The sequence below is a fragment of the Niallia sp. HCP3S3_B10 genome (genome assembly GCF_052064465.1).
GTDB lineage: Bacteria > Bacillota > Bacilli > Bacillales > Cytobacillaceae > Niallia > Niallia hominis.
In genome coordinates this window covers 1-18995 of the sequence record NZ_JBQHVO010000063.1, presented here as the reverse complement: position 1 = coordinate 18995, position 18995 = coordinate 1, and the positions used below count along the sequence as shown (strand labels likewise).

Sequence of the window (18995 nt, the reverse complement as noted above, 5' to 3'; positions counted from 1 at the left end):
AGTGGAAGATCAACTGTCCTGAAAGGTCCGATTGGTTCAACCATTCATCAGGGTGGAGGAAGACACCACTTACTGATGGTTCGTTTCACTATAAGCAGGAGGTTTTATGATGAAAAAAATCAACGTTTATTTAATAAATGGATTTCTTGGCAGTGGGAAAACAACAACGCTTTTAAAATGTATGGAGTATTTTAAAGGGAAAAATAAGAAGTATGCTATTATCTTGAATGAACTTGGCGAAACGAATATAGAAAGGCATCTATTTCATGATGAATCACTCTATGAACTTTTGAATGGGTGTGTATGCTGCTCCATTAAAGATGATTTAAGAACTACCCTGGATGATTTAACAGAGACTTTATATAAGGAAAATATTGAAGTCGTTTTATTAGAAGGAACAGGTGTAGCTAATCCTTCTGAAATAATGGAGACATTTAATGAAAAGGCTTATAGAGAAGTTTTTCATATTGCTGAAAGTATTTGCTTGATTGATAGTTTGCACTTTATAGAATATACAAGCGTTTTTTCGAGTAGTAAAGAAGTAAGACAATTGCAGAAAGAACAAATTGAAAATGGGACAATGCTTGTTTTAAATAAAATAGATCAACTATCAAGTAAACAGGCAATCGAAAAAGTAGAAAAAAGGATTAGAAAAATAAATGCAGATGCACCGTTGATACATAGTAAATATGGGAATGGTGTCACAGAATTTTTAGAAAAAAAGCAAATAAACAGCAATAAAGAACATTCCATTTCATTTCATCACCACCACCACCACCATCATATTAAAGCGATAAAATTAGTGCAAACAACTGCCATGACCAAAAGGGATTTAAGAGATTTTTTAAAAAACAATCAAGATAAACTTCTGCGCGCTAAAGGCACTATAAAAAATAGTGAAGATCAATTATGGTATCACTTTCAATATGCATCAGGACTATTGGAATGGCAAAAAGTATCAGAAAATGTTCCGAATAGAAAAGGAGAAATTATCATAATAGGAGAAAAATTACCAAAAGAAGTAAGTATTTAATTCTATGGAGTGTAGTCTTATGGAACCTTATAAGCCTACACTCTTTTTATGGTATGTATGCATAATTGGTTAGGACAAGCATAGATATGTAATAAGTAATAGTAGACCGATGTAAGAAAAGGAGCATACTATGTCCATCCCAACTCGTTTAAAGGATATTTTTATATTTGGCTTGTTTATGGCTTTAATGTATTTGTTTTTTTTCGGAGATATATATGTTGCAAATAAAATCAATTTTGAGATGCCAGATCAGATTAAAACCATTTTTGTCTTTTTTTTAGGGATTTTTCTGGAGGCTTTACCGTTTTTATTGTTAGGGGCAATTGCTTCCTCTATTATCAATCTCTATATTTCGGAAGAAACGATAGCAAGAATCATGCCTAAAAATCCCTTTATAGCAATTATAGTGGCATTAATTGCTGCATTAATTACACCAGTGTGTGAATGTGCGATCATCCCAGTTGTTCGCAGGCTGATCCAAAAAGGTATTCCGGTTCATATTGGTGTGGTGTTATTAATGGGGGCGCCGATTCTAAACTTCATTGTTTTTGGGAGTACATACTATGCTTTCCAAAATAATATATCGATTGCATATGGGCGTTTTATTATTTGTGTTTTAGCAAGCATCATAGTAAGTTTTATTATTTACATGCTTTTTTCTAAGCAAAAGGTATTAAAAACACACCGAGAGGATTTAATGTCATCGGTTCCGGTTAATGAGAATAAAGGTGATTCGAAGTGGAAAGGCATTCTGCATCATACATGCCATGAATTCTTTACAATTGGCAAATATTTTATTATCGGAGCAGTTTTTGCGAGTGTAGCTCAAGTATATTTAAAGGATAGCTATATTATGCAAGCAGGAGAATCATCGATTGAAGGAACTGCAGTTATGATGGGTCTGGCATATGTATTATCCTTATGCTCAGAAGCAGATGCTTTTGTGGCAGCTTCCTTTTCAAGGACGTTTACCCCTGAAGCAATTATTAGCTTTTTGGTGTTTGGACCGATTCTCGATTTTAAAAATACATTCGTTATGATGGCTTCCTTTCGAATCAAGTTTGTCCTATTATTTATATTGATTGTGACGATTGTTGTATATATCCTATCTGTATTATCAGGATTCTTTTTATCACCCTCTTAAACTTCGGTAAAAGAGACTTGTTTCTTTTTAAGGTAGAGAATTAAGTGAATCTATTGCTGAAAGTTCGAAAACTTCTATTAAGGAAGTTCATTTTATGTTAGATTAATTCAAAATAAGGAGGAAAAGCGGTGAAAATCAAATGGAGTCCAACATGGCAATTGGCGAATGAGCTGCAAGGGATTGTGCTGATTGGCTTTAGTCTCCTTATTTTTAAATTGTTGGTAACAGGTGATGTGACGCGACTTGTTGAGCCTAATATGGTTCCGTTTCTATATATCACGATGTTCTTGTTATTTTTTCTCGGCTTTTTTCGTTTGCTAAATAGCAATTTAAAGGGAGCAGATTGTGACTGTGATGTGTGTGATGAAAATGCTTCGTTAATGAACCTAGCACTGTCTTATTTCATATTTTTTAGTCCGTTATTTTTGTTTTTCACCTTACAAGATATGTCGTTTAACAAGAGCATTCTTCCCAATGTTCAATACGAACATGGACAGACGTCTTCTGTAAGTCAAGCTATTTCTGAGGCGGAGGAAGACATGATGATAATAGATGATGATAATTATCTGCAATCGATGGATAGGATTAACAGTAATTTGGACAATATGATTGGAAAAGAAATCACGATTACCGGCTTCATTCATCGACAGGAATCCTTTACGGATAAGGAGGCGGTCATTGCAAGATATGTCATGACACATTGCATTGCTGACCTTGGAATATACGGCTATATGATAGAAGGAGATGTTGGTGGTTTACAAAGCGATCAATGGTTTTCATTAAAAGGGAAATTGGATAAGAAGGAATATGAAGGTCAAGTGATTCCAGTGATTAAAATGGATAAAGCTGAAAAAACGGTAGCACCTGAGGAAGATTATTTATATGCATTAGACTATTAGCCTACAATTCTTGCATTATTCGAATATTTTCGCTAAAATTTAAATGAAATCAATTGAATAAGAATCGGGAGCTTGTTTGAAACAGGCTGAGAGTATGGCTATTCTGCCATTGACCGAATGAACCTGTTGGATAATGCCAGCGTAGGGAGGTGTCTAGTATAGAAGAACACTTTGCTTAGGCGTAGTGTTTTTATTTTTGTCATAATTGCTGAAATTAGCACGTAGCTTCCTATTATTTCGCGTGCTTTACATTACAGTCAGTTATGGCTTTTTTACTATGTATAATTTTATATAGTGATAATAGTAGGAAGTAAATAAAACTATTAATAAAGAAACAAGAAGGGAATGAGTTATTAGATGAACGAAATATATGAAATGATTCCAATAGTAATAACAAGAGTAAGAAATAAAATACCACTTATTCATAATATTACGAATGTAGTAGTTACAAATTTTACAGCAAATGGGTTATTGGCATTAGGGGCTTCACCAGTAATGGCATATGCAAAGGAAGAAGTTGCAGATATGGCAACAGTAGCAGATGCCCTTGTACTTAATATCGGTACATTAACGGCTGGAAATGTGGAGAGCATGATTATTGCCGGAAAGGCCGCAAATGTCGCCAATACACCTGTTATTCTGGATCCTGTTGGAGCAGGTGCAACTAGGTATCGTACAGAATCTGTCCATCGCATTATGAAGGAAGTAGATATTACATTACTTCGAGGCAATGCAGCAGAGATAGCTAATGTTGCTGGGATAAAAGCGGAAGTGAGAGGTGTTGACTCTGTAAATGTACATGATAATCGTGAAATTGCGTTAGAAGCATCAAAGCTTTTACAAGTACCTGTTGTCATTACGGGTGAACAAGATGTCGTATCCGTTAACGGGAAACTTACTCTCGTTGGTAACGGTCATGAGATGTTGACAAAAGTTACAGGAACTGGCTGCTTACTTTCAGCCATTCTCGGAGCCTTTATTGCTGTGGAAGGAGATATATTACTATCTTCTACATCTGCTTTAGTTACATATGGGATCGCTGCAGAACTTGCCTTTGAAAAAACGAAAGAGGATGGTCCAGGAAGTTTTCAAATGGAATTATTAAATCGATTAGCGAAAATTAACGAAGCTGATGTAAAGAAATGGATGAAAGTGGAAATAGAAGAGGAGGCACATCAATGACTACTGCAAAAGCATTAACAATCGCAGGATCTGATAGTGGAGGAGGAGCTGGGATTCAGGCCGATTTAAAAACATTTCAAGAGCTTAAAGTGTTTGGAATGAGTGCTATTACAGCTGTAACAGCACAAAATACACTGGGGGTAGATGGAGTGTATCCAATGTCATTGGAGGCGATTGAACAACAAATAGAATGCATAGCTGTTGATTTAAAGCCAGATGCTTTAAAAACAGGGATGCTGTTTAATAGTGAAATTATCGAATTAGTAGCAGATAAAATAAAGCAATACAAGTGGGAGAATTTGGTGGTAGATCCTGTAATGATTGCTAAAGGTGGTGCTAATTTACTTCAAAAAGAAGCAATAGATGCCATGAAAAAAAAGCTTCTACCAATAGCTACAGTATTGACTCCGAATATACCAGAAGCCGAGGAATTGACTGGATTGAATATTCAAAATATGGAGGATAGGAAAGAAGCAGCGAAAAGATTATCAGCGTTGGGAGTTTCCAATGTCATTATTAAAGGGGGACATGGAAAGGAAAAGGAGTCTGTTGATTTACTCTATGATGGAACTTGCTTTTCAAGTTTGTTGGCCAAAAGAATTCCAACTAAAAACACGCATGGAACCGGCTGTACTTTTTCTGCTGCAATAACAGCAGCTCTTGCAAATGGTTATTCAGTTAAGGATGCCTTTCAATTAGGAAAAGATTTTATTCACCAAGCAATTAAAATGGATCTTCATATAGGAAGCGGACATGGTCCGACAAATCATTGGGCTTACCAAGAAAGTAAAAGGTAGGCACAAATAGCTATTCGGAGGAAATATGACAATATATACAAGTGAAAAAATAAAAGAATTGCTAAAAGTGTATTTTATTATGGGAAGCAATAACAGCAGCTTAGCTCCTGATTATGTACTAGAAGAAGCATTAAAGGGCGGCATTACGGTGTTCCAATTTAGAGAGAAAGGAAGCGATGCATTAGAAGGAGAAGCAAAATTTCAACTTGCAAAAAGAATGCAAAAATTATGTAATCATTATAATGTTCCATTTCTAGTCAATGATGATATTGAACTCGCGATAGCATTAGATGCAGATGGAGTGCATATTGGCCAGGAGGATGAGAATGCAATAAAGGTTCGAGAATGGATCGGTAATAAGGTATTAGGTGTATCTGCTCATTCAATAGAGGAAATAAAGCTGGCAATGGAGGCAGGAGCTGATTATATCGGCATTGGTCCCATTTATGCAACAAGCACAAAAAAAGATGCGAAGGAAGTGCAAGGAACATCCCTTATCGAAAAAGTTAAACAACTAAATCTTCGAATACCAATAGTAGGAATTGGCGGGATTACGATCGATAATGCATATCCTGTAATTAAAGCAGGAGCAGATGGAGTTGCAATTATTTCGGAAATTAGCATGGCAGATAATCCCTATGAGCAAACAAAGCGACTAAAGAAAGTGGTTACTGACCAAGAGTAGCTGTATTTTGGTGGAAGCTTTCATTCAAATGCAGGTTTTTTGCGGAAAAATAGACATTCACCCAACCCAAATATATATCCTTGCATACAATAATTTTGTAAGAGGAGCTAGTTAAGAAAAAATATAGAGGCTCCTTCCTCGTTAACCAGTTATAGAAATGGTTAATATACTACAAAAATGAGAAAGGGAGATGTATATATGTACGGTTATGGTGGATATGGTTATGGTTGCGGATATGGCGCTGGTGTTGGATATGGCGGCGGATTCGCGCTAATCGTTGTATTATTTATCTTATTAATTATCGTTGGTGCTACTTTTATTTGCTAATATACGAATGAAAAGCTGACTTCTTGTCAGCTTTTTTTACATTTATAGAGGATGGGATTAGTAGTGGGGAAAATGAGAAAAATCGTGCCCGTTTAACTTGTTATTATGATAACGCTTACTAAAATAGGGTGAAAAATACATAAAATTATATTGGAAAATCAAAAAAATGTAGAATAAAATGAAACTAGTTATAATATTTTAATTTTTAAGAAAATTATTTTTCAAATTCTTATTGACAGAAAATTTAATATAGGTAAAATAAAGTTATTAGAGTGTTAGATTATGTGACACTTGATGGTAAGTATATATACATAAAGGGGGAAGGAATCTTAATGGAAAATTTAGAGTTTTTGATGAACAGCTTGTGGACAATGGTTGCTGCAATTTTAGTTATTTTTATGCTTGGTGGATTTATATTATTAGAAGCAGGTTCCACAAGAATGAAAAATGCGGGACATATCGCAGGAAAAACAATCTTTACTTTTGGAATTGCCTCATTAGTATTCTGGGCTGTAGGTTACGGATTCATTTTTGGAGATAATGCAAATTTCTTTGTAGGGATGAGCGACTTTTTCTATGGAGGAGGGCAAGTTGAGGATGCTGGGTTACAAACTACCGTATTCTTTGTCTTCCAACTAGCTTTTGCTGGAATTTCCTTAACGATTGCTCTAGGAGGATTTGCAGAGCGTGCGAAATTATCTGTATATCTAATTTTCTCTATATTATTTGGTATTTTGGTTTATCCAATCATTGCACACTGGATTTGGGGTGGCGGCTGGTTAGCAGAGCACGGCAAACAAGACTTTGCTGGATCAACGGTTGTTCACTTAACTGGTGCTGCGGCTGCATTAGCTGCAACAATGCTATTAAAACCACGTATTGGTAAATATAATCCAGATGGTTCTGCTAACCCAATATTCGGACATAACCAAGTTTATACTGCGCTTAGTGTATTGATTCTTTGGGTAGGTTGGTTTGGATTTAACGCTGGTAGTACTGTTTCTGTTTCAGATGGATTTTTCGGATATGTTGCATTAAACACAAACTTAGCAGCAGCAGCTGGTGCAGTTGCAGCATTGTTAATTTCTTGGATTGTGTTAGGTAAATCTGATATCACAACAATGCTAAATGGGGCATTAGCTGGTCTTGTTGCAATTACAGCGTCTTGTGCGTTCGTTGAACCATGGGCAGCAGTTGTTATTGGTCTAATTGCTGGAGTTCTTGTATTTTACAGTGCTCGTTTCTTTGAAAGTAGAAAAATTGACGATCCAATCTTTGCCTTATCTGTACATGGAACAGCAGGGATTTGGGGTACGTTATCAAATGGTTTATTTGCGACAGCAGAGTTAGCTGAGTATACTGGAGTAGGTAAAGCTGGTCTCTTCTACGGTGGAGGATTTGGGCAATTAGGTATTCAAGCACTTGGTGTAATAACTTGTGGACTTTTCGCTTTTGCAGTAAGTTATGTCATCCTATTTGTTATCAAGAAAGTCAGCGGACTACGTGTAACAGAAGAGGAAGAAATCATGGGCTTAGATATCAGTGAACATGGTTCATATGGTTACCCTGAAACTTTCTTATCAAAAGAAGAAACAAAAAGCTTATAAGTAATGGTTAATAGCCCTTTTTAAGGATAATGCTACTGAACCTACTAGGATAGGAGTCTCGCTGAAAAGTGGGGCTTTTATCTTTTTTTAAACTATAGGGCATTGCTTATTTGTTTAGTTGTTAAAGTTTATCCATAAATCCATTTTGAAAATAAGGTTCACAGCTTGAATACGTTTTATAGGTAATAGTGTATGGTGATTTGTGAATGACGGAAATATCCTTTTATGAAAGTTTCTCTTTATGAAAAGAGTCAGGGATAAAGATAACATGATAAGATAGACATAAATATAAATTGAATGTAAATATACTATGAATATCTTTTACCAAAGGAAGTGCATGGATGTGCTCTGAAAATAGACGATTAACTGAGCTAAAAAAGGAAAAGGAAGTTTTTTTAAAAACAAATAGGTATAATAGCAAGGAATTAAATAAATTTCATGATGGAATATTTAATTGTTTATTTCAATATATCCTCTCTGAATATATTAAAACAAATGGAGAACCTCCGTGCTCCTTTGTATGGTTTGTAACAGGAAGTGCTGGTAGAAAGGAACAGGGGATTTTAAGCGATCAAGATCATGGGATTATTTATGAGAAAACAGAAATAACCTGCAATCAATATTTTATGAAACTCGGAAAATGGATTAGTGATGCTTTGGATGAGATAGGATATCCATACTGTGAAGGAAATGTCATGAGCAGTAATTCAACATGGTGTAAATCTTTAGAAGAGTGGAAACAACAATTACATCAATGGTTGGTAAAAGAAAACTGGGAATCGATTAGATTTTTGCAAATTTTTTATGACAGCAGAAAAATTTTTGGAGACCAAGAATATGTTCAGGAATTAAGAAACTATATACATCAGTATTGTGTTATGCATCCAGCCCTTTTAAAAAGATTTATGAATAATGTGATGCGGATAAAAAAAGGGGTAGGAATATTTGGCCAATTTTTCGTTGAAAGATCTGGAAGTCACAAAGGCTCCATTCATTTAAAACATACCATGTATTTGCCGTATGTAAATTCAATTCGACTTCTTTCCATTCGAGAGAGAATTCAAGAAACATCTACAATAGAACGAATAAAGTCTTTGCGAGAGATAAAGAAATATGACGAATGGTTAAAAGCCTATGAATATTCATTTAATAGAATATTAGAATATCGAATCATTTTATTTAAAGAAGCAAAAACATATGAAGACGTTCATTATTTGAATATCAAACAGTTATCGAAAGAACAGAGGCAAGAAATAAAAACGTTAATGCGAAATGGTATCAAATTATATCAACAAGTACAAAGGATAATGGAAAAAGGGTGTTAACATGGGAGTAGAATCATTTCTTCAATACATGAGAGATTTATACGGAAAAGTCAATTCGAGTGTATTGCATGCTACCTCGAGTGGAAGTAATTCACAGCAAATCGCTTTTATGCGCCAGCTTCAGAAAGATTTAAAAGTTGAAGTTGCTTCCAGATTGCCATTAGATAATTTAAAAGCTGTTGTTTTTGATATAGAAACAACGGGTTTTTTACCCGATAAAGGGGATCAAATTATTTCAATTGGTGCAGTTAAAGTGCAAGGGTGTCAGATCCTAGAGGAACAATTTTATACATTAGTGAATGCGGGTGTTGAAATACCAGAAGAAATTAGTCGCCTAACAGGAATTCAAACCAATGATTTGCAGGATGCCCCGCCCTTATCCGATGTACTTGTACAATTTTTTGAATTCATAGACGAGGATACCCTTGTAGCCCATCACTCCTCGCATGAGAAAAGCTTTATGCAATCTGCATGCTGGAAAAGTTTCAAAACGCCTTTTAAGCATCGAATTGTAGATACGGCCTTTTTATTTAAAATTGTTGAACCAAACATAAAGATATTAACATTGGAGGACTGGTGTACATTTAGTGATATTCCAGTAATCGATCGTCATCATGCATTGGGTGATGCTAAATTAACTGCTATTCTATGGTGTCATTATTTAGAAAGGGCACAAAAATTAGGATGTCGTACTTTACAAGATATCTACGAAAGACTAGCTTTACGATAAATTATTCATGAGAAGATTTTAACATTTATGGTGGTGAATTTCGATGGGCGTATTTGAAACAGAAAGATTGCTGCTAAGAAGGTGGCAAGAATCGGATTACAAAGATTTATATGAATATGCAAAAAGGGAAGATGTTGGTCCGTTTGCAGGTTGGGCTCCCCATAAAAGCGAGCAAGAAAGCAAAGATGTAATTCGCTATTTTTTACAAAATAATAATTCGTATGCTATCGTTTGGAAAGAGGAAAATAAAGCGATTGGCAGTATTGGGTTTCATAAGCGTACACCGGATGTTAGGCTTTCTCATTTAGCACAGCGTGAAGTTGGGTTTGCCTTAAATCCAGCCTATTGGGGTAGAGGGATTGTACCAGAAGCGGTTAATCATCTTTTAGTTTTTGGATTTGAACAATTGCAATTGGATTTGATCTGGTGTGGACATTTTGATTTTAATAAAAAGTCAAAACGAGTTAATGAAAAATGTGGTTTTCAATATCGTTTTCAGAAAAAAGATCGCTATAAGCTTTTTAACAATCAAATCATCACGAGCGTCTATTATTGTATGACAAAAGAAGATTATTTCGAAAAAAAACAGCAAAGAGCTAAAAAGGTATTTATCTAATACAAATATATAAGGTTAGAATTAGTTGAATGAAATACAAAGAGTGCAGGAAATGATTAAAAGGAGCAACAGTGACAGTTGCTCCTTTTAATTTTTAGTTTATAGCTCGTCAAATCCGTTGTCTACATGGTTGACTTTTACATATTGACGTGATTTCTGTTCAAAGAAATCCGATTTTCCTAAATCTACATCTTCGTATGCTTTGATCCAGCGTAATGGATTTTTGCGATAACCTTCAAATGGGCGATTAAATCCAAGCTGATTAGCTCTTACATTCGCATAAAACTTTATATAATCTTCTACATCTTGCAGAAGAATTCCATCGATTTTATTGCCGATAATATATCTTGCCCACTCAATTTCTAATTCTGCAGCTTCCTTCATCGTATCCTCCACGAAAGAGGCGAGTTCTTCGTTGTTATATTCTGGATATTGGTTTAGAACTTCTTTGAATATTTTTACAAACAAATCAACATGAATTTGTTCATCACGATTAATATAGTTAATCATCGTGCTAGTTGCTACCATCTTTTGATTTCTTGCTAGGTGGTAGAAAAAAGCAAATCCTGAATAGAAAAATAAACCTTCTAAAACTACATCATATACAATCGATTTTAATAGGTTATTAGGAGTTGGATTTTCTGCAAAATAAGCATATCCATTTGTTACAAACTCATTTCTTTTTTCAAGGATTGGCTCTGTTCGCCAAAATTCAAACACTTCCTCTTGCTTTTCCATTGGAACTAAACTAGATAGAACATATGAATAGGAATGATTATGAATAACTTCCTGTTGTGCCAAAATAATCATTAAAGCAGATAGGCTTGAATCTGTTAAATAATCTGCTACTTTCCCTGCATAATCTGTTTGGATACTGTCTAATAAAGCTAATAAGCCAATAATCTTTAAAAATGCATCCTGTTCATCGTCAGATAGTTCAGGGAATTGCTTCATATCTTGACTCATATTAATTTCAAACGGTGTCCAAAAATTAGCAAGCATTTTTTTGTATTTCGGGAACGCCCATTGATAGCGAACATCATCCCAGTTTAATATATTGGAGCATTCTCCATTAATAATGGCTGTTGATTTATTTGGTGCTTGTTTATTCATAATGGGTCTTTTTTTAACGACTTCTTCCATTTTATTTTCCTCCTTATCATACAGTAATCAGCTAGAGCAAGAATCGCAATCTTCTACTTCAGAGGAAGTAGATCTTAAATAATAGGTTGTTTTTAAACCGTTTTTCCAAGCTGCTACATGTAAATCTAGTAACTCTTTTGCTTTAATCGTATTTTGGACATATAGATTAAAAGATATTGCTTGATCAATATGTTTTTGACGTTTAGCTGTTTGTTTAATACTCCAATGTTGATCAATCAAATAGGCAGATTTATAAAACCATGTTGTATCCTTATTTAGATCTGGTGCTGTAACAGGAATTTTATAATCTTTTTTCTCTTCTGAATATTGTTTTTTGAATATTGGATCAATGCTTGGCGTGCTTCCAGCGATTAAAGCAGTGGATGCGTTTGGTGCTACAGCTAATAAATAGCCATTGCGTAATCCGCTATCGTGGACAGTTCTTTTTAATGCTCCCCAATCGTATTTACTTTCTACTGCATCATAACCTCTTTTTGTAAAATAAGCTCCAGTTTCCCAATCGGAACCTTGAAAAACAGGATACACACCTTTTTCCTTTGCTAATTCTGCGCTTGCGGAAATAGTTAAATAGCTAATTTTTTCATATAAATCGTCTGCATAGGATACAGCTTCATCTGATTCCCATTTAATTTGCTTTAATGCAAGTAAGTGATGCCATCCAAAGGTTCCAAGACCAATAGCACGATATTTTTGATTTGTAAACTGTCCTTGGATAACAGGAATAGTATTTAAATCAATGACGTTATCAAGCATTCGTACTTGAATGGGAATTAATCGTTCTAGAACATCAGCGGTAACAGATTTTGCTAGATTTATAGAAGAAAGATTGCAGACTACAAAATCTCCTGGGGTTTTTTCAATAATAATTCTGCCATCTTCATATTTTTGCTCTGTTACTATTGTAGGACTTTGATTTTGAACAATTTCTGTGCAAAGATTTGTACAATAAACCATACCTAAATGGCTATTTGGATTTTTGCGATTTACTTCATCTCGATAAAACATAAAGGGAGTACCAGTTTCTAATTGACTTCTTAATATACTTTTCATAATATTAATTGCTGGAACAATTTCCTTTGATAAATCAGGATGGTTTACACATTCTTCATATTTTGCCCGGAATGAACCTTTTCCCATTTCTTCATCAAAGAAATCCTCCAAATTATATCCCATTACTGTTCTTACTTCATGAGGGTCAAATAAATACCAATCTTCCCGTTTCTCTACTTTTTCCATAAATAAATCAGGGATGCAGATTCCTGTGAATAGGTCATGTGTGCGATATCGCTCATCGCCATTATTTAGTTTACTATCTAGGAAGGAAAAGATATCTTTGTGCCAAACATCTAAATAGACGCTTATAGCACCTTTGCGTTGCCCGAGCTGGTCGACACTGACAGCTGTATTGTTTAGCTGCTTCATCCATGGGATAACACCAGATGATGCACCTTTAAATCCTTTTATAGCACTACCGCGACTTCTTATTTTTCCGAGATAAACACCAATTCCTCCACCGTTTTTTGATAGATTTGCAATATCTGTATTGCTATCATAGATAGATTGTAAAGAGTCATCAATTGTATCGATAAAGCAGCTTGACAATTGACCCCAGTTTTTCCCAGCATTAGATAGAGTAGGAGTAGCTACGGTCATATAAAGATTGCTTAGTGCCCAGTAAGCTTCTTTTACCAGTGTTAATCGGCTCTTTTTTGGTTCATTTTTCATTAAGTGCATACTAATAATCATAAAACGCTCTTGTGGTAATTCGAAAACTTGTTTTTGATGATCACGAGCTAGATAGCGATCAGAGAGCATCCGAAGTCCGATATACGTAAATAAATAATCGTTTTTCTGTTGAATAACTGATTCAAGCTCTGTGATATCCTCTTTTGTATATGTATCAAGGATAGAAGGATGATAGATTCCTTTTTTGGTTAAAGTATCAATTAAATGGTAAAAATTTTCGTATGCATTTTGGTTGGTAGAATGACGGTTTTCCTTTCCTTGTCTATATAGGTCATTTAATAGTAAGCGAGCAGCAACATAAGTCCAATCTGGGGAATTTTCATCCATATAGCTTAATGCTTCCAGAATAAGTTGATGAATAAATTCTTCTTCCTTTATTTCAGGCTTATTCTCTACATATTGTTTTGCTCGAGTTTTAAGCGGTTGGAAATCTAAATGGTGATAGTCTTTTTCTAGTTCATCAAAAAGGAAAAGTGTATCATTTTCTATTGTTTTCATAGTAAACCCCCTAGTAATTAATTTTAGAAGCTACTTTCTACATTTTTTGTTGCTTTGGGAATATGCGAGAAATGCATAGATATCTATTTATTTCTCCACAACAGGGTAGAAAAAGCCAATAAAAAAAGCCACTCAACTTGTTGAGTGGATCAAACGATGGCATAAAGCTATCCCAAAAGTGTGTATGGGGTTAAGTTTATACCATCGTTTCATCATCTCAAAGTCCCGGAGTAATGAAACACAAGTGTTTGGCAGGTCTCCTGGCTAGTGAATTATCCTACACTAAGACCTTCCCGAGAAGAATATTCTCAGTGGTTTTCTTAGTTCGTATCACATACAGTTGCGGGTACAGCTTCGGCTTCGCACCGAATTCCCTATTAAGTCCTTATAAGGACACCAAAACTTGTGGCATATTAAATTTTTTCGTAACTATTCTATGAAACGAATTTGTCATTCTCTACGACAAATGTAAATGTCTTTCAAAAAAAAGTCGCTTCTTAAGAAGCGAAAAAGAGACATTGGATATTGAGAGTTGTTATATTAACTATATATAGTAAGATTTTGTTGATTATCAACTATATATTGATTTGATAGTATCATACAATCCATCTTTACGCAATTACTTTCTATTAAAATAATTTAGGTTAGGAGAAGTACGAGATAAAATAATAGGATAAAAGCCGCTCCGAAAATTATAAAATATTTAGACCATACATGTGGAAGTTTTTTTCGTTGTATTCCTTTATTAAAACTGATAAGGGAAAGGCCATTTTTATAAATAACAAAATAAATTAACGCAAATCCGATGTATTGTAAGATAAATAATCCAGTAAGGGACTGTTTGTTCTCCAAGAAATGAACATTAGGATAAGAATAGCCAGTAATAAGCTTTATGATCATATCATTAACCGTTCCAAATAGTGCAAATAAGAGTACGGCTGAAAATAGAATTTTAACCAATTCTAAATAGAAGTAGGGGATTTTTTTCATACTTTCATTCCTTTTCATTTATTAATATTAATTTAGTACCAGAACAAAGGATACCATAAACATTTAATAATTGTTAATTAAATATGCTAGATTCGGGTAATATACAGGTAATTATACTGTGATTTCCTGAATGAAAATTCTGATTATACTAAAAACGTTCACAAAACGTCAAAAATATGATAATATTTGATTGTTTTTGAAAGAAAATGCTTGAAATGCGAAATCGTTTACATTATGATGTTGTTAGAGGAAAGACAACCCGAAGAGGGAGTGTGATAATCTTGTTAACACCTGAAAGGCATGAATTAATTGTACAATTGCTTAAACAGCATAGTGTTGTGAAAATACAAGAGTTAATAGATATTACTAATACATCTGAATCAACAATTAGACGAGATTTAACACAATTAGAGCAAGAAGGTTTTTTAAAAAGAGTACATGGTGGCGCTGCAAGGCTTCAAGGAAAAATAAAAGAGCCTAGCATGAGTGAAAAAGCGTTCAAAAACGTTCAAGAGAAGAAAATGATCGCAGCTTTTGCAGCAAATCTCGTAGAGGATGGCGATAGCATTTATTTGGATGCAGGATCGACCATTACAGAAATGCTACCATTTTTAAAAAATCGCGATATTGTAGTTGTGACAAACGGTCTTATGCATTTGTCCAGCTTACTAGAAGCTCGCATTCAAACCTTCCTAACGGGAGGGTATGTAAAAGAAAAGACAAATGCATTAGTGGGTCGTGGTGCCATACTTAGTCTTGATCATTACCGTTTTGATAAATGCTTCATGGGTGTTAATGGTATTCATCCTGAATATGGGTATACTACACCTGACCAAGAGGAAGCCATGGTGAAAAGCAAGGCTTTATCATTATCCAGAGAAGCATTCTTTCTCGCAGATGACAGTAAGTTTTCAGAAGTCTATTTTTCTAAAATAGCGAATTTGCATGAGGCTTCTATTATTACAAACTCCCTTGATGATGAAGTAAACGATTTATATTCAAGGAAAACTAGTATAAAGGTTGTGAAAGAATGATTTATACCCTAACCTTAAATCCTTCTGTCGATTATATTATCGAAGTTAAAGAAGTGCATTTAGGAGAGCTTAATCGATTAGAAAAAACAAGTAAATTTGCAGGTGGAAAAGGGATTAATGTTTCCAAAGTATTAAAAAGAATGGGCGTGCAAAGTAAAGCGTTAGGTTTTGTTGGCGGTTTTACGGGTAGTTTCATTGAAACGCAATTACTTGCCGAAAAGATTGACACTGATTTTGTGAAAGTCGAAGAAGATACACGTATCAATGTGAAATTAAAAGCAGATACGGAAACAGAATTAAATGCAAGTGGACCAACAATCTCTGCAGAAAAATTCCAAGCGTTAAAGGATAAGATTGCTTCTTTAACTTCAGAAGATTTACTCGTATTAGCAGGAAGCGTTCCATCAACCTTACCGAAAACAACTTATGAGGAGCTTGTGAAAATTTGTCATGAAAACAATGTTTCATTTGTTGTCGATGCAGAAGGGGAGCTACTAAAAGCAGTCTTGCCGTATCATCCATTTTTAATAAAGCCTAATCATCATGAGCTAGGTGATTTGTTTGGAACAACGATTACGAATGCGCAAGAAGCAATCCCATATGGAAAAAAATTAGTAGAAATGGGTGCACAAAATGTAATTGTTTCCTTAGCGGGCGAAGGAGCTATATTAATTAGCCAACATGAAGAACTAATTAGTACAGTACCAAAAGGAGAAGTGCAAAGCTCTGTTGGTGCAGGAGATAGTATGGTAGCAGGATTTCTTGCTAAATATGTAGAGACACAGGATATGAAAGAATCCTTCCGCTATAGCATTGCTTCAGGAAGTGCTACAGCATTTTCGATAGGATTATGTACAAAGGAGAAGGTAGAGAGTCTCCTTCCACAAGTCCAACTACAAGCATAAAACGGAATTCATTTAACAAAATAGTAAGGTTGAAATAGAAAATTAATGAAAAAGGAGCGTTATGGGATGAAAATTACCGAATTATTAACGCAAGAAACTATCCTTTTAAATATTGAAGGAAATGGAAAGATTGATGCAATCAATCAACTAGTCGATATTCTTTATTCAGCAGGAAAGTTAATAGATAAAGAAACGTATAAAGAGGCTATTTTAAAAAGGGAAGAGCAAAGTACAACAGGTATTGGGGAAGGGATTGCCATTCCTCATGCAAAAACAAGTGCAGTAAAATCTCCTGCTATTGCATTTGGTCGATCTACTAGTGGGGTTGATTATGAGTCACTAGATGGGCAGCCTGCCAATCTATTCTTTATGATTGCAGCACCAGACGGGGCAAATAATACACATTTGGAGGCATTATCAAGACTATCAACTTTATTGCTAAAAGAAGAAGTTCGTTCGAAGCTGTTAAATGCTGCTTCTAAACAGGATGTTCTTGCAGTTATTGATAGCTATGATGTCGAGGAAGAATCACAAGAGGAAAATATAGCAGATAAAAAGAATTTCATAGTTGCAGTAACTGCTTGTCCTACTGGTATTGCTCATACTTATATGGCAGCCGATTCATTAAAAGCGAAAGCTGCTGAAATGGGTGTAGACATTAAGGTTGAAACAAATGGATCTGGCGGAGCGAAAAACGTTCTGACAGCAGAAGAAATTGAAAATGCAACAGCCGTAATTGTGGCGGCAGATACAAAAGTACAAATGGAGCGTTTTAATGGAAAACATGTGCTTGAAACCCCTGTTGCAGATGGTATCCGTAAACCAGAAGAATTAATTAATCGAGCTTTGAAAAAGCAAGCTCCAGTTTATCAAGGTGGTTCTGGTAGCTCTAGCGAAGGAAAAGAGGAAGGAAAAAAAGGGATTGGAGGCCAAATTTATAAACATCTAATGAGTGGTGTATCAAATATGTTACCATTCGTTGTTGGAGGCGGGATTCTAATCGCTATATCTTTTATGTTCGGTTATAACTCAGCTGATCCAAATGATCCAAGCTATAATGCGTTTGCAGCGGTTATTAAGTACATTGGTGGCGATAATGCTTTTGCCTTATTAGTACCAGTTCTTGCAGGGTTTATTGCAATGAGTATTGCTGATCGCCCAGGCTTTGCACCAGGTATGGTTGCCGGCTTTATGGCAGCACAAGGTGGTGCCGGATTCCTTGGTGGCTTAATCGGTGGTTTCTTAGCTGGTTATATAGTAATTGGTCTGAAAAAATTATTAGAAGTTCTTCCAAGATCATTAGAAGGTATAAAAACGATTTTACTCTATCCATTATTAGGAATTTTCTTTACCGGTCTTATCATGAATTACGTTATCATGGAGCCAGTTTCAGCAATCAATACAGGGATGACTAACTGGTTATCAAATCTTGGTACAGGAAATGCTGTTCTCCTTGGAATTATATTAGGTGCAATGATGGCTATAGATATGGGAGGGCCAATCAATAAATCAGCATATGTCTTTGGTACAGGTCTTATTGCTAATGGTGTTTTTGAACCAATGGCTGCAATCATGGCTGGAGGTATGGTTCCTCCACTTGCAATTGCGTTAGCAACTGTTTTATTTAAAAAGAAATTTACGAAACAAGAAAAAGATGCAGGCTTAACAAACTTTATTATGGGATTATCGTTCATTACAGAAGGTGCCATTCCATTTGCTGCAGCAGATCCATTGCGTGTTATTCCATCTGTAGCAATTGGAGCAGCAGTAACAGGCGGGCTATCCATGCTATTTAATATTGGACTAAGAGCACCACATGGCGGTATTTTTGTTGTTGGATTGGTTGATGGAAATCCGATGTTATACCTACTAGCAATTGTAATCGGTGCTGTTGTATCTGCGTTATTGTTAGGATTATTAAAGAAACCCGTAGAACAAAAATAGATGGAATGAACTATTAGATAGAGAGATCATCCACTTATTAAGCAAGTTGAGACTATACACATTACTGAATGCAGTGTGTATAGTCTCATTTTTGTATGTTTTTATAAGAGGTTGGGACAAATCTAAATAACTAATCTTTAAAGACGAACAATCTCTAATTTAGCTCTTAAATAAAGCTACTTTTTCATATCTGTTATTTATGGTTTTAAATATATTCAAGTGTAAAAACTAAGTCGTTCCATTGCGCCACAGACGGTCGCTTTCCGCGGGGAGGAATGCTCCTCGCTGCGAGGCCACTGAAAAAGTGAATTACCTGGTGAATCGGTAGTTACCAAACCATTCTAACTTAGTGTAGGCTTTTGTTTTCCG

At 35.1% G+C, this 18995-nt stretch carries 17 protein-coding genes and 2 riboswitches; of the genes, 14 read left to right on the top strand and 3 right to left on the bottom strand.

Annotated features, from left to right (window positions below; all coding sequences use genetic code 11):
* Nucleotides 1–109: 109 nt before the first annotated feature.
* The 11 genes from ACTNDN_RS20410 to ACTNDN_RS20360 all read left to right on the top strand — a co-directional run bounded on the left by ACTNDN_RS20410 (nucleotide 110) and on the right by ACTNDN_RS20360 (nucleotide 10345).
* The gene (locus ACTNDN_RS20410; RefSeq protein WP_441131987.1) at nucleotides 110–1033 is read left to right on the top strand and encodes a GTP-binding protein; all 924 of its coding nucleotides are present in this window, start codon (nucleotides 110–112) and stop codon (nucleotides 1031–1033) included.
* Between the two features lie 130 nt (nucleotides 1034–1163).
* Nucleotides 1164–2177 (top strand): permease, encoded by a 1014-nt coding sequence (locus ACTNDN_RS20405; protein WP_235252264.1) that lies wholly within the window; start codon nucleotides 1164–1166, stop codon nucleotides 2175–2177.
* A gap of 128 nt (nucleotides 2178–2305) precedes the next feature.
* Nucleotides 2306–3076, top strand: a complete 771-nt coding sequence (locus ACTNDN_RS20400) for a TIGR03943 family putative permease subunit (RefSeq protein ID WP_235252263.1) — start codon at nucleotides 2306–2308, stop codon at nucleotides 3074–3076.
* 54 nt (nucleotides 3077–3130) lie between these two features.
* Nucleotides 3131–3241, top strand: a riboswitch (TPP riboswitch).
* Nucleotides 3242–3433: 192 nt separating this feature from the next.
* On the top strand, nucleotides 3434–4258 hold the full coding sequence (thiM, locus tag ACTNDN_RS20395; protein ID WP_441131985.1) for a hydroxyethylthiazole kinase: 825 nt from the start codon (nucleotides 3434–3436) through the stop codon (nucleotides 4256–4258).
* The gene (gene thiD / locus ACTNDN_RS20390; RefSeq protein WP_235252262.1) at nucleotides 4255–5055 is read left to right on the top strand and encodes a bifunctional hydroxymethylpyrimidine kinase/phosphomethylpyrimidine kinase; all 801 of its coding nucleotides are present in this window, start codon (nucleotides 4255–4257) and stop codon (nucleotides 5053–5055) included. The genes thiM and thiD overlap by 4 nt, the downstream gene beginning before the upstream one ends.
* Before the next feature lie 25 nt (nucleotides 5056–5080).
* Entirely contained in the window at nucleotides 5081–5740 is a 660-nt protein-coding gene (gene thiE, locus ACTNDN_RS20385; protein ID WP_031536747.1) for a thiamine phosphate synthase, read from the top strand.
* A 198-nt stretch (nucleotides 5741–5938) separates the two neighbouring features.
* On the top strand, nucleotides 5939–6067 hold the full coding sequence (locus ACTNDN_RS20380; protein WP_081836594.1) for a YjcZ family sporulation protein: 129 nt from the start codon (nucleotides 5939–5941) through the stop codon (nucleotides 6065–6067).
* Nucleotides 6068–6399: 332 nt separating this feature from the next.
* Entirely contained in the window at nucleotides 6400–7674 is a 1275-nt protein-coding gene (locus ACTNDN_RS20375) for an ammonium transporter (RefSeq protein WP_235252261.1), read from the top strand.
* A gap of 341 nt (nucleotides 7675–8015) precedes the next feature.
* The gene (locus ACTNDN_RS20370; RefSeq protein ID WP_235252260.1) at nucleotides 8016–8999 is read left to right on the top strand and encodes a DUF294 nucleotidyltransferase-like domain-containing protein; all 984 of its coding nucleotides are present in this window, start codon (nucleotides 8016–8018) and stop codon (nucleotides 8997–8999) included.
* 1 nt (nucleotide 9000) lies between these two features.
* Complete coding sequence (locus tag ACTNDN_RS20365) at nucleotides 9001–9729, top strand: exonuclease domain-containing protein (protein ID WP_031536750.1); 729 nt, start codon at nucleotides 9001–9003, stop codon at nucleotides 9727–9729.
* A gap of 43 nt (nucleotides 9730–9772) precedes the next feature.
* Entirely contained in the window at nucleotides 9773–10345 is a 573-nt protein-coding gene (locus ACTNDN_RS20360; protein WP_048716696.1) for a GNAT family N-acetyltransferase, read from the top strand.
* A 99-nt stretch (nucleotides 10346–10444) separates the two neighbouring features.
* On the opposite strand, the gene ACTNDN_RS20355 is transcribed toward ACTNDN_RS20360, so the two are convergent.
* From ACTNDN_RS20355 to ACTNDN_RS20345, 3 genes are all read right to left on the bottom strand, one after another.
* Nucleotides 10445–11488: a ribonucleotide-diphosphate reductase subunit beta gene (locus ACTNDN_RS20355; protein WP_235252258.1), complete on the bottom strand. Its 1044-nt coding sequence runs from the start codon at nucleotides 11486–11488 to the stop codon at nucleotides 10445–10447.
* A gap of 27 nt (nucleotides 11489–11515) precedes the next feature.
* Nucleotides 11516–13753 carry a ribonucleoside-diphosphate reductase subunit alpha gene (locus tag ACTNDN_RS20350; protein ID WP_441131982.1) on the bottom strand — a complete coding sequence of 746 codons (2238 nt, stop codon included), beginning with the start codon at nucleotides 13751–13753 and terminating at the stop codon, nucleotides 11516–11518.
* Between the two features lie 232 nt (nucleotides 13754–13985).
* A riboswitch (cobalamin riboswitch) is annotated at nucleotides 13986–14169 on the bottom strand.
* A gap of 223 nt (nucleotides 14170–14392) precedes the next feature.
* Nucleotides 14393–14743 carry a hypothetical protein gene (locus ACTNDN_RS20345; RefSeq protein WP_031536754.1) on the bottom strand — a complete coding sequence of 117 codons (351 nt, stop codon included), beginning with the start codon at nucleotides 14741–14743 and terminating at the stop codon, nucleotides 14393–14395.
* A 281-nt stretch (nucleotides 14744–15024) separates the two neighbouring features.
* On the opposite strand from ACTNDN_RS20345, the gene ACTNDN_RS20340 reads away from it, so the two are divergent.
* From ACTNDN_RS20340 to ACTNDN_RS20330, 3 genes are all read left to right on the top strand, one after another.
* On the top strand, nucleotides 15025–15777 hold the full coding sequence (locus tag ACTNDN_RS20340; protein ID WP_031536755.1) for a DeoR/GlpR family DNA-binding transcription regulator: 753 nt from the start codon (nucleotides 15025–15027) through the stop codon (nucleotides 15775–15777).
* Nucleotides 15774–16682: a 1-phosphofructokinase gene (gene pfkB / locus ACTNDN_RS20335; RefSeq protein ID WP_031536756.1), complete on the top strand. Its 909-nt coding sequence runs from the start codon at nucleotides 15774–15776 to the stop codon at nucleotides 16680–16682. Before ACTNDN_RS20340 ends, pfkB begins: the two co-directional genes overlap by 4 nt.
* 66 nt (nucleotides 16683–16748) lie before the next feature.
* Nucleotides 16749–18626 carry a PTS fructose transporter subunit IIABC gene (locus ACTNDN_RS20330; protein ID WP_031536757.1) on the top strand — a complete coding sequence of 626 codons (1878 nt, stop codon included), beginning with the start codon at nucleotides 16749–16751 and terminating at the stop codon, nucleotides 18624–18626.
* Nucleotides 18627–18995: the final 369 nt, after the last annotated feature.